We start from the raw sequence: 13,798 nt of genomic DNA, 5'->3' as shown, positions 1-13,798 counted from the left end.
ACACCGGAGGGGAAAGGGAGTCCACGTGCTGGACGTCAACTTCTTTGACGAGCTCCGCATCGGTCTCGCCACCGCCGACGACATCCGTCGTTGGTCCCACGGCGAGGTCAAGAAGCCCGAGACGATCAACTACCGCACCCTGAAGCCCGAGAAGGACGGCCTGTTCTGCGAGCGCATCTTCGGCCCGACCAGGGACTGGGAGTGTGCCTGCGGCAAGTACAAGCGTGTCCGCTACAAGGGCATCATCTGTGAGCGCTGCGGCGTCGAGGTGACGAAGTCCAAGGTCCGTCGTGAGCGTATGGGCCACATCGAGCTGGCCGCGCCGGTCACCCACATCTGGTACTTCAAGGGCGTGCCTTCGCGCCTCGGCTACCTTCTGGACCTGGCTCCGAAGGATCTCGAGAAGATCATCTACTTCGCGGCGAACATCATCACCTCGGTGGACGAGGAAGGTCGTCACAACGACCAGTCCACCCTCGAGGCTGAGATGCTCCTCGAGAAGAAGGAGGTCGAGAACGACCGCGACGCCGAACTGGCCGAGCGTTCCGAGAAGCTCGAGGCCGACCTGGCAGAGCTCGAGGCCGCCGGCGCCAAGGCCGACGCCAAGCGTAAGGTGCAGACCGCCGCTGAGCGGGAAATGCGTCACATCCGTGAGCGTGCGGAGCGTGAGGTCGCCCGCCTCGACGAGATCTGGAACACCTTCGTCAAGCTCGCACCGAAGCAGATGATCGTCGACGAGGGCATCTACAACGAACTTGTCGACCGTTACGAGGACTACTTCACCGGCGGTATGGGCGCGGAAGCCATCCAGACCCTGATCCGGTCCTTCGACCTCGAGGCCGAAGCGGAGAAGCTCCGTGAGACGATCCGCTCCGGCAAGGGACAGAAGAAGCTCCGTGCCCTGAAGCGGCTGAAGGTCGTCGCCGCGTTCCTGCGTTCGGGCAACGATCCTGCCGGCATGGTCCTCGACGCTGTCCCGGTGATTCCGCCGGAGCTGCGTCCGATGGTCCAGCTGGACGGCGGCCGTTTCGCGACCTCGGACCTCAACGACCTCTACCGTCGCGTCATCAACCGCAACAACCGCCTCAAGCGCATGCTGGATCTCGGTGCCCCCGAGATCATCGTGAACAACGAGAAGCGCATGCTGCAGGAGTCCGTTGACGCCCTGTTCGACAACGGCCGTCGTGGCCGCCCGGTCACCGGGCCGGGTAACCGGCCGCTGAAGTCGCTGTCTGACCTGCTGAAGGGTAAGCAGGGCCGGTTCCGTCAGAACCTGCTCGGCAAGCGTGTCGACTACTCCGGTCGTTCCGTGATCATCGTGGGTCCGCAGCTGAAGCTGCACCAGTGCGGTCTGCCGAAGCAGATGGCGCTGGAACTGTTCAAGCCCTTCGTGATGAAGCGGCTGGTCGAGAAGCAGTACGCGCAGAACATCAAGTCCGCCAAGCGCATGGTGGAGCGTCAGCGTCCGGAGGTGTGGGACGTCCTCGAGGACGCCATCTCCGAGCACCCGGTGATGCTCAACCGTGCACCGACCCTGCACCGCCTGGGTATCCAGGCGTTCGAGCCGATCCTCGTCGAGGGCAAGGCGATCCAGCTGCACCCGCTGGCCTGTGAAGCCTTCAACGCCGACTTCGACGGTGACCAGATGGCCGTGCACCTGCCGCTGTCCGACGAAGCGCAGGCCGAGGCGCGCATCCTCATGCTCGCCTCGAACAACATCCTCTCCCCGGCGTCCGGAAAGCCGCTGGCCATGCCCCGTCTGGACATGGTCACCGGTCTGTACTTCCTGACCCTGGAGAAGAAGCCCGACGAGCTCGGGGGGCAGGGCAGGTACACCCCGGCGGACGAGAACGGTCCGGCCAGGGGTGTCTACACTTCCCTCGCCGAGGCGATCATGGCCCGCGACCGCGGCGTCCTCGGACTCCAGGCACCTATCCAGGTGCGGATCAGCCACCTGCGTCCGACCCCGGAGATTGAGGCGGAGCAGTTCCCCGACGGCTGGAAGAAGGGCGACACGTGGACCGCGCACACCACTCTGGGACGTGTGCTGTTCAATGAGCTGCTGCCGTGGAACTACCCGTTCGTCGACGGTGTGATGGCGAAGAAGCCGCAGGCCGCGATCATCAACGACCTGGCTGCCCGCTATCCGATGATCACTGTCGCCCAGACGGTGGACAAGCTGAAGGACGCCGGCTTCTACTGGGCCACGCGGTCCGGTGTGACCATCACCATGCACGACGTGCTGGTCCTGCCGAACAAGAAGGAGATCCTCGACAAGTACGAGGCCCGGGCGAGGGTCATCGAGAAGAAGATGGCGCGAGGCAAGATCAACTCCGCCGAGCGCTACAACTCCCTCGTGGACCTGTGGAAGGAAGCCACGGACTTCGTCGGTGAGTCTGTGGAGAAGCTCTACCCGGACGACAACCCGATCCCGATGATCGTGAAGTCCGGCGCGGCCGGCAACATGCGTCAGATCTGGACGCTGGCCGGTATGAAGGGCATGGTCACGAACTCGCGGGGTGACTACATCACCCGCCCGATCAAGACCTCCTTCCGTGAGGGCCTGTCGGTGCTCGAGTACTTCAACAACTCCCACGGTTCCCGTAAGGGCCTGGCCGACACCGCCCTGCGTACCGCAGACTCCGGTTACCTGACCAGGCGTCTCGTCGACGTCGCCCAGGACGTGATCGTCCGCGAGGACGACTGCGGCACCAGACGCGGGGTCACCATGCCTCTGGCAGCCCCGGTGCTGGACGCCGAGGGTGAAGAGACTGGCTCCTTCCGCAGGGCGGAGTTCGTCGAGACCGCGGTACAGGGCAGGTTCCTGGCTGCGGACGCCGTCAACGACGCCGGCGAGGTCATCATTCCTGCAGGTGTCGACCTCGGCGACCCGGAGATCGACCGGCTTGTCGCGGCCGGTGTGCGTGAAGTCAAGCTGCGGTCCGTCATGACCTGTGAGACCTCGACCGGTGTCTGTGCGACCTGCTACGGCCGTTCCATGGCGTCCGGCAAGAAGGTCGACATCGGAGAGGCCGTCGGTATCGTGGCCGCCCAGTCCATCGGTGAGCCCGGCACCCAGCTGACCATGCGTACCTTCCACCAGGGCGGTGTCGGCGGTGACATCACCGGTGGTCTGCCCCGTGTGCAGGAACTGTTCGAGGCCCGTGTGCCGAAGGCAAAGGCGCCGATCGCGTCCGTGGACGGTACCGTGCGTATCGAGGACGACGACAACTTCTACACCCTCACCATCGTCCCCGACGACGGTTCCGACGAGGTCGTGTACGAGAAGCTGTCGAAGCGTCAGGGTCTCGCCGTCATCAAGGTCGGTGACTTCGAGCGCCAGATCAGGCAGGGTGACCACGTCTCGGTCGGTCAGCAGCTGCTCAAGGGTTCCGCCGACCCGCATGAGGTCCTCCGGGTCCTCGGTCGTCGCGGTGTGCAGCAGCACCTCATCAACGAGGTGCAGAAGGTCTACCGCGACCAGGGTGTGGCCATCCACGACAAGCACATCGAGATCATCGTCCGTCAGATGCTCCGTCGCGTGACGGTCATCGACTCCGGTTCGACGGAGTACCTGCCCGGTTCTCTCGTCGATCACGCCGACGCGGTCGCCGCGTCCAAGGCTGCCGTGCAGGCGGGCGGGCGTCCGGTCGAGGTGCGCGCGGAGATCATGGGTATCACGAAGGCTTCACTGGCAACCGACTCGTGGCTGTCGGCCGCCTCCTTCCAGGAGACGACGAGGGTTCTGACGGACGCCGCAATCAACAAGCGGTCCGACAAGCTCATCGGTCTCAAGGAGAACGTGATCATCGGTAAGCTGATCCCGGCCGGTACGGGTATCGCGAAGTACCGGAACATCTCCGTGGAACCGACCGCCGAGGCCCGTGCCGCGGCGTTCCAGATGCCTGACAGCTACGGCTCCGGCTTCTACGGCGACGACGGTTTCGGTGACTTCACCGGTGCCGCGGTGCCGCTGGACGACATCGACATGAACTGATCCCGTGTCACCGGGGTGAGGGCTCTGAGGCCGCTCCCGGTGTCGTCCGGTCATCCGTGAGGGGGTGTCCGTGCGGTGAGGAACTTCTCACCGTGCGGGCACCTCCTTTTCGTTTCCCTGCACAGTCGGCACAGTCGGTACAGTCACATTGCCAGCAGTGCGTCTCCTCGGGCAGAGGGACGCCGGCAGCCGGGACGGTTCAGTCCTGATTTGGCTGCGTACGTGTGATGCGGTAGTGTCGGCACTCAGTCCCCGTATATCAGGACCATCCGGCCGCCGGGAGGCGGTGCGATCCCTGGATCGCCGAGAAAATTCAGCAGGATGAAACTCACCCCGTAGGCCAGCGAGAGCGGCTGAGGGGTTTCGGCACGTTTAAAATAAAGTGCGCCGAGGTTCCGGGGAGAGGTCTCGTTGGCCGGCAGTGTCGACGGCACCGTCGACCGAAGTACTGAACAGAACAAGAAAGTCGGTTCATGCCTACAATCCAGCAGCTGGTCCGTAAGGGCCGCCACGACAAGACGGCGAAGGTGGCCACCGCCGCCCTGAAGGGTTCCCCGCAGCGCCGGGGTGTGTGCACCCGCGTGTACACCACGACCCCCAAGAAGCCGAACTCCGCGCTCCGTAAGGTCGCGCGTGTCCGGCTGACCTCGGGTATCGAGGTCTCCGCCTACATCCCCGGTGAGGGCCACAACCTCCAGGAGCACTCCATGGTGCTTGTCCGCGGTGGTCGTGTGAAGGACCTCCCGGGTGTCCGCTACAAGATCGTCCGCGGTTCCCTCGACACCCAGGGTGTCAAGGACCGCAAGCAGGCCCGTTCCCGCTACGGCGCGAAGAAGGAGAAGTAGAGCATGCCTCGTAAGGGTCCCGCCCCCGCACGCCCGATCGTCAAGGATCCGGTGTACGACGACGTCATCGTGTCCCAGCTGGTCAACAAGATTCTGCTGGACGGCAAGAAGTCCACTGCCGAGCGCATCGTCTACGGCGCTCTGGAGACCTGCCGGGAGAAGACCGGCACTGATCCGGTCCTCACCCTCAAGAAGGCACTCGACAACGTGAAGCCGGCCCTCGAGGTCCGCTCCCGTCGCGTCGGTGGTGCCACCTACCAGGTCCCGGTCGAGGTCCGCCCGGGTCGTGCCACCACCCTCGCACTGCGGTGGCTGGTGACCTTCACCCGTCAGCGTCGCGAGAACACCATGACTGAGCGTCTGGCCAACGAAATCCTGGACGCGTCCAACGGTCTCGGTGCCTCCGTCAAGCGTCGTGAGGACACCCACAAGATGGCCGAGGCCAACCGCGCCTTCGCCCACTACCGCTGGTAACACACAGACCTTAAGGAACCACAGTGGCACAGGAAGTGCAGAAGGATCTCAGCAAGGTCCGCAACATCGGCATCATGGCCCACATCGATGCCGGTAAGACCACGACCACCGAGCGCATTCTCTTCTACACCGGTATCAACCGCAAGGTCGGAGAGACTCACGACGGAGCCTCCACCACCGACTGGATGGAGCAGGAGAAGGAGCGTGGTATCACCATCACCTCCGCCGCCGTCACCTGTTTCTGGAACAGCAACCAGATCAACATCATCGACACTCCCGGTCACGTCGACTTCACCGTCGAGGTTGAGCGCTCCCTGCGTGTCCTTGACGGCGCTGTCGCCGTCTTCGACGGCAAGGAGGGCGTGGAGCCCCAGTCGGAACAGGTGTGGCGCCAGGCGGACAAGTACGACGTCCCGCGCATCTGCTTCGTCAACAAGATGGACAAGCTCGGTGCGGACTTCTACTTCACCGTGCAGACCATCATCGACCGGCTGGGTGCGAAGCCGCTGGTCATGCAGCTGCCTATCGGTGCCGAGGATGATTTCGACGGCGTCGTCGACCTCCTTCAGATGAAGGCCATCACCTGGCGCGGCAAGGTCGAGGTCGGTGCTGAGCCGACCATCGAGGAGATCCCCGCCGATCTCGCCGACCGGGCCGCCGAGTACCGCGAGAAGCTGCTCGAGACGGTCGCCGAGTCCGATGAAGGGCTCATGGAGAAGTACTTCGCCGGTGAGGAGCTCTCCCTCGAGGAGATCAAGGCCGCCATCCGGAAGATGACCATCGCGTCGGAGATCTACCCGGTGTTCTGTGGTACCGCGTACCACAACAAGGGTATCCAGCCGGTTCTGGACGCCGTCGTCGATTTCCTCCCGTCCCCGCTGGACGTCGAGGCGATCGAGGGCCACAAGCCCGGCCACGAGGACGAGATCCTCACCCGGAAGCCCTCTGATGACGAGCCGTTCTCCGCGCTCGCCTTCAAGATCGCCGCCCACCCGTTCTTCGGCAAGCTCACCTTCGTGCGTGTCTACTCCGGTTGCGTCGAGCCCGGTGAGCAGGTCCTCAACGCCGTCACGGGCAAGAAGGAGCGCATCGGGAAGCTCTTCCAGATGCACGCCAACAAGGAGAACCCGGTCGACAAGGCCCATGCAGGCAACATCTACGCCTTCATCGGTCTGAAGGAGACCACCACGGGTGACACCCTGTGCGACATCCAGAACCCGATCCAGCTGGAGTCCATGGACTTCCCGGATCCGGTGATCAAGGTGTCCATCGAGCCGAAGACGAAGTCTGACCAGGAGAAGCTCGGTGTGGCCATTCAGCGCCTCACCGAAGAGGATCCGACCTTCACCGTCGAACTCGACGAGGAGACCGGCCAGACCATCATCGGTGGCATGGGCGAGCTGCACCTCGACGTTTTCGTCGACCGGATGAAGCGTGAGTTCAAGGTCGAGGCCAACGTCGGCGCCCCCCAGGTGGCCTACCGTGAGACGATCCGTAAGGCTGTCGACAAGGTCGAGTACACCCACAAGAAGCAGACCGGTGGTTCCGGCCAGTTCGCGAAGGTGATCATCGGTATCGCCCCGTACAACCCGGATCCCGAGGAGCTTGAGGAGGGTGAGAACCCGAACTACAAGTTCACCAACGCTGTGACCGGTGGCCGTATCCCCCGCGAGTACATCCCGTCGGTGGATGCCGGTATCCAGGACGCCATGCAGTACGGCTACCTGGCAGGGTTCCCGCTGGTCGACATCGAGGCGACGCTCATCGACGGCGCCTACCACGAGGTCGACTCCTCCGAGATGGCGTTCAAGATCGCCGGTTCCCAGGCTCTCAAGGCCGCTGTCGCCAAGGCGAAGCCGGTCCTGCTCGAGCCGTTGATGGCTGTCGAGGTCACCACACCCGAGGAGTTCATGGGTGAGGTCATCGGCGACATCAACTCCCGTCGCGGTCAGATCTCCGCGATGGAGGACCGTTCGGGCGCCAAGATCGTCAAGGGCAAGGTTCCGCTGTCCGAAATGTTCGGGTATGTCGGTGACCTGCGGTCGAAGACCCAGGGTCGCGCGAACTACACGATGATCTTCGACTCCTACGGAGAGGTCCCCTCCTCCGTGGCACAGGAGATCATCGCCGAGCGCAACGGCAACGCCTGACATACTGTCACGTTGTCCTGTCACCTTGTCTCCCGTGGACCGGTCGGGCGCGGATTTCCGCCGCCGTCGGGTCCGCGGGGGGTAGGGGCCTGCACTCCGTATACCTCACGTCCACCCCGTTTTTCACCGTCGGGGGAAGTGCGTTAGGATGCTGGGTGCTGGCCGTTACCCAGCCGCAGTGTGTCCGGTGGGACCGACCTCGGTTCGGCCGGAAGGTCCGGGTGTAACCCGTCCGACAGCACACTGTCAGATGCTGTAACCGGCACTAGTAAGGCCCGGAACAGATCACCGCAACCGGCGGTGCACCCCTGTAGCGGGAGTTTCAGTCAAGTGGTCGCGAGAGTCGTGGCCACCGAGAAGTCCAGGAGGACAAAAGTGGCGAAGGCTAAGTTCGAGCGTACGAAGCCCCACGTTAACATCGGCACGATCGGTCACGTCGACCACGGCAAGACCACCACGACCGCCGCCATCACCAAGGTTCTGGCTGACACCTACCCGGACCTCAACAAGGCCTTCGCCTTCGACGCCATCGACAAGGCGCCGGAGGAGCGTGAGCGCGGTATCACGATCAACATCTCCCACGTGGAGTACCAGACCGAGAAGCGCCACTACGCCCACGTGGACGCCCCGGGTCACGCCGACTACATCAAGAACATGATCACCGGTGCGGCTCAGATGGACGGTGCCATCCTCGTGGTCGCCGCCACCGACGGCCCGATGCCGCAGACCCGTGAGCACGTGCTCCTGGCCCGCCAGGTCGGCGTTCCCTACATCCTCGTCGCCCTGAACAAGTGCGACATGGTTGACGACGAGGAGCTCATCGAGCTCGTCGAGATGGAGGTCCGGGAGCTCCTCGCCGAGCAGGACTACGACGAGGACGCCCCGATCATCCGCATCTCCGCCCTGAAGGCTCTCGAGGGCGATCCCAAGTGGACCCAGTCGATCCTCGACCTCATGCAGGCCTGCGACGACTCCATCCCGGATCCGGTGCGCGAGACCGACAAGCCGTTCCTCATGCCGATCGAGGACATCTTCACCATCACCGGCCGCGGTACCGTGGTCACCGGTCGTGTGGAGCGTGGCGTCCTGAACATCAACGAGGAGGTCGAGATCCTGGGTATCCGCGAGAAGGCCCAGAAGACCACCGTCACCTCCATCGAGATGTTCAACAAGCTTCTTGACACCGCTGAGGCCGGCGACAACGCCGCCCTGCTGCTGCGTGGTCTGAAGCGTGAGGATGTCGAGCGTGGCCAGGTCGTCGCCAAGCCGGGCGCCTACACCCCCCACAAGAGCTTCGAGGGTTCCGTCTACGTCCTGTCCAAGGACGAGGGCGGCCGCCACACCCCGTTCTTCGACAACTACCGTCCGCAGTTCTACTTCCGGACCACCGACGTGACCGGTGTCGTCAAGCTGCCCGAGGGCACTGACATGGTCATGCCGGGCGACAATGTCGAGATGACCGTCGAGCTCATCCAGCCGGTCGCCATGGACGAGGGTCTGCGGTTCGCCATCCGTGAGGGTGGACGTACCGTCGGTGCCGGTCGTGTGACCAAGATCAACGACTAGTTTCTGCTTCACCTGCACAGTCCGGAGTTTCCGGACTGCCGGCGGGTGATCGCCGGTAGCACCGGCATGCAGGACGTGGGAACCCCCGTCCGTCCCTTTCAGAGGGACGGGCGGGGGTTTTGCCGTAGCTTCGCAGCCAGGGGAGGGGTCGGACTCACCGGGAGGCCCCGCTGAGGGGGTCAGTTCCGGTGCCGGACCTGTTCGACCTGAAGCAGGAAACGCGGCCGTATGTCCTGGTCCGGGAAAGCAGCGCGGATGTCGGCCGCGGCCAGGCGACAGGCGTCCCGTAGTGCGGTGATGTCTGTTTCCGCCGCGGACCGTACACGGATCTCGATGACGTCCGTGGCACGGTCCCGCAGGGCGCGGAAGGTGGCCGAGGTGACGTCCGGCCGGTTCTCGAAGGTCTGGGCGACGGCGGACCCCAGGTCGGCGGGGTGGAGGCGTAGTTCCCCTGAGGGGTCGGACAATGGGGAGGTGATCCGGCCGAGCCTGCGGCGTCCGACGTTGACGAGTAGGAGCAGCAGTCCGACGGTGACGAGGACGACGGCGGCGACACGCAGGATGTCGTCGTAATTGTCCCGGAGCGGCAGCTCCCGCCAGAAGTCTCTGTCGGCGTGGTCGGAGATGCGTGAGGCGAACGGCGCCCCCGCTGCCGTTCCGATACCCCATACCGCGAGGAACGCGAAAACAAGCGCGACGATGAAAATGACCAGTCTGTCGAAGGCTGCCCTGCCTCTGTTCATCTCTTGTCTCCTCCGGTGGTGGGTGAGGTGATTTTCACGGTGACGGTGGGCGTCGGGTCGAGTAGAGAGGCGACGTTTCCGACCTCCCGGGTGACGGCGGTGGTCACGGCGTCCCTGTCAGCGGTGTCCCGGGCCGCACTCGTGACGGTGACCGTGATCTTCTTCCTGGTCGCCACTGTCGAGGCCCTCAGTACGCCCCGCGCCCGTTCAGCTGCGGCGGTACTGAGGCGGGCGATGTCCACGGGACGCGCATGGAGTGCCGAATCTCCCGCGAACGAGAGATGGGTCCGGGTGCGTGGCCGAAAGGCAGCGACCAGCAGCAGCAGCGCCAGTACGGCGCTGACAACGGACGCAGGAAAGATCCAGGGTGCGTAGTGCAGGTCGGCGATCCACGTGTACGCCGGGGTGAGCCACTGGCTGTCCGAGAGCGATCCGCGGACGACGAGCAGATCGTGGACGGCAGCTGCCCCGGCAGCGACGAGCAGAAGACCGAGCAGCATGGTCAGCCACCGGGCACGGGGGGACGCCGCGGGACGGGGAGCCGGGTCGGCAGAAGGGGGAGTGTCCCTGTTGTCCGTGACCGCCCGGTCAGTGGACGACGGTCGGGTTCCGGTGTCAGTGATCTCGGTGCGGCTCACGGTTGATCTCCTTGCTGGGACGCCTGTGCTGCGCCGGGACCCGGGGTGTCTCCGCGATCGCCGGCCTCCACTGCGGCCCTCCTGCCCGTCCTACTCCTGCGGTTGACGGTGACCGGGGTGAGTGGGGGATGGTTGACCGTGACCGGCGTGAGACCGCGCCGTGTCACCTGGGGAAAGACAGTCACAGGCAGTCCTTCCGGTGTGGGTATGTTGGACACAGGAAGGCCGTCGGGGGTGGGAACGTTCTCTATCCGCGGCCCCGGGGGAGTGGGGATATCGTGCAGTACGGGGCCGTGCGGGGGAATCTCCGGTGACCGGGGCGGTCGGTGCACGGTGATGACGGGCGTCGGTCGGGGGGTGGCCGGGGTCTCCGGGATCTGTACCGGTGGTCGCGGACTCACCGTCACCGGTGCCAACGCGCCATGGTAGGGGACAGTGACGGGCACCGGCAGGTGCGGTGGAGGTACCGGCACTCCCAGAACCGTGGGTGGTACGGGCGTACCGACAGGGCGCAGTTGCGGAGGCGGAGGTACCGGGACATGCTCCGGACGGACCGGGCGACCTGCGCGCACCCGGACAGGACGGGGGCGGACCGGTGCTGCAGGTCGCAGTGGGTTGACGACGGCCCTGTTGACCTGCGGTGTCGAGACGGCAGGTGGGACGGCGGTGACGGGTGTGAGGTGCGGTGCGGGTTTCACCCGGTCAAGGTCCCCGCCGGTGACGCGTTGTCCCGGAACGGGGACGACCGCGGCGACGTCGACGTTGACTACGGCGGCGTCCACTCCGACGGCCGCGGTGATCCAGGTGGACACGGTCGCGCGCACGGTGGCGGCGACATCCACCACCGGTGCCGGCCAGACGACGGCGATCTGGATGTCCACCCAGACACCTGTCCTGGCTGCGTTCCACCGCACGTCGGCCCGGGGAAGATGACGACCGGTGATCCTGTTGATCCCGGACGCGTGGTCGATGACGCCGGGGACGCTCAGCGCCGCCTGCATCGCATAGGCTCGGACCACACGGTCGTCGACGGTCACGGGGGAGTCAGACACGGCCGGTCACCCGCGTCCGCGGTGCCCTGAGCTGAAGACGGCCCGCAGGTCGATGATGCCTTCGAGATGTGCTCCGACGACTCCGCCGACGGTGCACAGGACGGCGACGACGAGGAATCCGGTGACGCCCGCCCACAGTGCCCCCACTGCAAGCAGGAAACCGAAGAGCACGCCGAGAACTGTCGCATACTTCATTTCTTCTCCGTTCTGTTGGTTCCGGTCGAGGTGTACCTTCGCGCCCCCGGGAACCGTCGGGGCAGGTGCTCCTGGACCGAGCGGACGACAGTGCCGGCGGTTCTGCCGGCTTCCCGTCTGAGCTTCCGGAGCCGGGGAGTCTGGGCCTCCACCACACGTCGTGCACGCTCCTGCATTTCCCCGGCACGTCTCAGGACTTCATCGGTGTACTGCTCGGCCAGGTCCGTGGCCTGACGGGCGACATCGTCCGGGATGAATCCCGGAAGCCGGATGTCCCCGAGCTCCGCACGGTGCCGGACACGGCGGCTCCAGCGCTCGTCAAGGTCAGCGAGTGCAGCGATGAGTGCCTCGTCCGACCCGCCCACATCGGGGTGGTTGTCCCGGATGATCCGGCGACGCGCGCGGAGGTACTCGGGATCGTCCCGGAAGGATCCGGATGATCCGGATGATCCGGAAGACCCGGCGGACCTGGAGGAGTGGGTCATGGTGTGTCCCTACTGGACGCGCGGGTTCTTCTCGGCGACAGGCTCCGGATCGTCCTCCTCGTCGTCACCGGGCAGGTGCACGTCGTGGACAGTGACGTTGACCTCGGTCACCTCGAGTCCGGTCATCTCTTCGACGGAGATGATGATGTTGCGGCGGATCGCCTCGGCAAGTTCGTGGATGGCCACACCGTATTCGGCGACGATGGAGATGTCGACGGCCGCCTGGCGTTCGCCGACCTCCACCGAGATGCCCTGCTGGACATTGACCCGACCACCGGGAATGCGCTCGCGAAGTGCTCCCAGTGCACGTGCGGTGGAGCCACCGAGATCATGGACCCCGGTGACCTCCCGGGCGGCCATGCCGGCAATCTTGGAGACCACCACGTCGGCGACGGAGGTGCGACCGTGGTCGGTCACGAGGTCGGAGCCGGTGCTCTCCGGGACAGCGGGGGAGGTGCCGCCGGTGGCGTCCGCCCCGGTGTCCGTCTTCGTGGTGCTATCGGGGACGTTGCTGGTCATGGGCGAGTCCTTTCCAGGTTCGGTGATGCGGGACGGTTGCTGGTCGGATGGGGCAACGGGCCGTCAGGTTCTCCTGTCCGGGCCCGGGTGTTCCCGACCCATGGTAGACGTTCTCACCGGTGGAGATCCCGAAAACGCCCGGGCAGGAGTCCGCCGGTCTCCTGACAGGACCTGTGATCGCCCCTGTGATCCTTCGCGTGATCTGTCCTGTGATCGGTGCTGCGGTCCGGGTCCCGGATCTCTGTTGTACGGAGGCGGTGTCGCGGAGGTGATCCGGCACCGGGTGGACCGCGCGGAACCGGTCGCGTGCAGGATTTGTCCTGTGCGCAGGCGACGTGGTTAAATCATCGACGTTGCTTTGACATGCCTCCTGCGTGCCCGGAACTCGCTTCCGGGGGCAAGACGGGGGTGATGGTGAAGTGAGCATGAACCACGGAGGCGGTCCCACGACCGTCCACGGGTTCCGACGCAGGGTCACGGTCGTCGATTCGTCGGTGGTCGTCCTGCGGGAGCCGGAGTGGGGCATGGCAAATAAACAGCGGCAGTTAAGCGAAGGTCCCGTACGCCAGATCATGGGGCTCTTCCTCGGATGACTCGGTTCACGACCGTCGTCCGGCACGACGGTGCAGCGGTGATTTGCCTCCCCTCCGTCGACCGGGCCAGACGTCGGAACCAGTGCGGTCATGAAGACACTGGCGTCTGTGCCAGCTTCATCAGCCGGACAGCGTTAACCAAGAAACTTGAAAGTTCCCACGCCATCGGGCCGGGACAAGGACACCGACCCGTCATGGAACGGGGAACGAGGAAGAGGACTAGCGTGGCGGGACAGAAGATCCGCATCAGGCTCAAGGCCTATGACCACGAGGCAATCGACGCTTCTGCCAAGAAGATCGTCGAGACGGTCACCCGCACGGGTGCCCGCGTGGTCGGCCCTGTGCCTCTGCCCACCGAGAAGAACGTGTACTGCGTCATCCGTTCGCCGCACAAGTACAAGGATTCTCGCGAGCACTTCGAGATGCGCACCCACAAGCGGCTCATCGACATTCTCGACCCGACGCCGAAGACCGTTGACGCCCTGATGCGCATCGATCTTCCGGCCAGCGTCGACGTGAACATCCAGTAACCCTGGGCTTG

13 protein-coding genes are annotated in these 13,798 nt (G+C 64.9%); 7 read left to right on the top strand and 6 right to left on the bottom strand.

What is annotated here, in order from left to right:
* Window positions 1-25: 25 nt before the first annotated feature.
* From BN3906_RS03955 to tuf, 5 genes are all read left to right on the top strand, one after another.
* Entirely contained in the window at window positions 26-3,997 is a 3,972-nt protein-coding gene (locus BN3906_RS03955) for a DNA-directed RNA polymerase subunit beta' (protein ID WP_066584400.1), read from the top strand.
* Window positions 3,998-4,470: 473 nt separating this feature from the next.
* Window positions 4,471-4,842: a 30S ribosomal protein S12 gene (gene rpsL, locus BN3906_RS03950; RefSeq protein ID WP_014010904.1), complete on the top strand. Its 372-nt coding sequence runs from the start codon at window positions 4,471-4,473 to the stop codon at window positions 4,840-4,842.
* Window positions 4,843-4,845: 3 nt separating this feature from the next.
* Window positions 4,846-5,316: a 30S ribosomal protein S7 gene (gene rpsG, locus BN3906_RS03945; RefSeq protein ID WP_066584397.1), complete on the top strand. Its 471-nt coding sequence runs from the start codon at window positions 4,846-4,848 to the stop codon at window positions 5,314-5,316.
* A 23-nt stretch (window positions 5,317-5,339) separates the two neighbouring features.
* Entirely contained in the window at window positions 5,340-7,466 is a 2,127-nt protein-coding gene (fusA, locus tag BN3906_RS03940) for an elongation factor G (protein WP_066584394.1), read from the top strand.
* Window positions 7,467-7,841: 375 nt separating this feature from the next.
* Window positions 7,842-9,032 (top strand): elongation factor Tu, encoded by a 1,191-nt coding sequence (gene tuf, locus BN3906_RS03935; protein ID WP_066584391.1) that lies wholly within the window; start codon window positions 7,842-7,844, stop codon window positions 9,030-9,032.
* Between the two features lie 179 nt (window positions 9,033-9,211).
* On the opposite strand, the gene BN3906_RS03930 is transcribed toward tuf, so the two are convergent.
* Genes BN3906_RS03930 through BN3906_RS03905 form a run of 6 tightly spaced genes read right to left on the bottom strand, consistent with a single transcriptional unit; the run spans window position 9,212 to window position 12,664 of the window.
* A complete protein-coding gene (locus BN3906_RS03930; RefSeq protein ID WP_066584389.1) occupies window positions 9,212-9,775 on the bottom strand; it encodes a hypothetical protein in 564 nt (187 codons plus the stop codon).
* Window positions 9,772-10,413, bottom strand: coding sequence for a DUF6286 domain-containing protein (locus tag BN3906_RS03925; RefSeq protein WP_261796825.1), 642 nt, complete (start codon window positions 10,411-10,413; stop codon window positions 9,772-9,774). Before BN3906_RS03925 ends, BN3906_RS03930 begins: the two co-directional genes overlap by 4 nt.
* Window positions 10,410-11,465, bottom strand: coding sequence for an Asp23/Gls24 family envelope stress response protein (locus BN3906_RS03920; protein WP_066584387.1), 1,056 nt, complete (start codon window positions 11,463-11,465; stop codon window positions 10,410-10,412). Before BN3906_RS03920 ends, BN3906_RS03925 begins: the two co-directional genes overlap by 4 nt.
* Window positions 11,466-11,471: 6 nt before the next feature.
* Window positions 11,472-11,660, bottom strand: coding sequence for a hypothetical protein (locus tag BN3906_RS03915; RefSeq protein ID WP_066584380.1), 189 nt, complete (start codon window positions 11,658-11,660; stop codon window positions 11,472-11,474).
* Complete coding sequence (locus tag BN3906_RS03910) at window positions 11,657-12,145, bottom strand: hypothetical protein (RefSeq protein WP_066584374.1); 489 nt, start codon at window positions 12,143-12,145, stop codon at window positions 11,657-11,659. The genes BN3906_RS03915 and BN3906_RS03910 overlap by 4 nt, the downstream gene beginning before the upstream one ends.
* A 9-nt stretch (window positions 12,146-12,154) precedes the next feature.
* On the bottom strand, window positions 12,155-12,664 hold the full coding sequence (locus BN3906_RS03905; RefSeq protein ID WP_066584371.1) for an Asp23/Gls24 family envelope stress response protein: 510 nt from the start codon (window positions 12,662-12,664) through the stop codon (window positions 12,155-12,157).
* A gap of 425 nt (window positions 12,665-13,089) precedes the next feature.
* Between BN3906_RS03905 and BN3906_RS14655 the strand changes: the two genes are divergently transcribed.
* On the top strand, window positions 13,090-13,257 hold the full coding sequence (locus BN3906_RS14655) for a hypothetical protein (protein ID WP_154669487.1): 168 nt from the start codon (window positions 13,090-13,092) through the stop codon (window positions 13,255-13,257).
* 224 nt (window positions 13,258-13,481) lie between these two features.
* The gene (rpsJ, locus tag BN3906_RS03900) at window positions 13,482-13,787 is read left to right on the top strand and encodes a 30S ribosomal protein S10 (protein ID WP_010120790.1); all 306 of its coding nucleotides are present in this window, start codon (window positions 13,482-13,484) and stop codon (window positions 13,785-13,787) included.
* Window positions 13,788-13,798: the final 11 nt, after the last annotated feature.

Source organism: Corynebacterium provencense (genome assembly GCA_900049755.1).
Lineage (GTDB): Bacteria > Actinomycetota > Actinomycetes > Mycobacteriales > Mycobacteriaceae > Corynebacterium > Corynebacterium neomassiliense.
The sequence above is the reverse complement of the archived record's forward strand: the minus strand, read 5'-3'. Positions and strand labels throughout refer to the sequence as shown.

Bases quoted from the DNA above. Each gene is read 5' to 3' on its own strand.
- rpsL (WP_014010904.1), top strand. From the start codon at position 4,471: ATGCCTACAATCCAGCAGCTGGTCCGTAAGGGCCGCCACGACAAGACG.
- rpsG (WP_066584397.1), top strand. From the start codon at position 4,846: ATGCCTCGTAAGGGTCCCGCCCCCGCACGCCCGATCGTCAAGGATCCG.
- BN3906_RS03930 (WP_066584389.1), bottom strand. From the start codon at position 9,775: ATGAACAGAGGCAGGGCAGCCTTCGACAGACTGGTCATTTTCATCGTC.
- BN3906_RS03915 (WP_066584380.1), bottom strand. From the start codon at position 11,660: ATGAAGTATGCGACAGTTCTCGGCGTGCTCTTCGGTTTCCTGCTTGCA.
- BN3906_RS03910 (WP_066584374.1), bottom strand. From the start codon at position 12,145: ATGACCCACTCCTCCAGGTCCGCCGGGTCTTCCGGATCATCCGGATCA.
- BN3906_RS03905 (WP_066584371.1), bottom strand. From the start codon at position 12,664: ATGACCAGCAACGTCCCCGATAGCACCACGAAGACGGACACCGGGGCG.
- BN3906_RS14655 (WP_154669487.1), top strand. From the start codon at position 13,090: ATGAACCACGGAGGCGGTCCCACGACCGTCCACGGGTTCCGACGCAGG.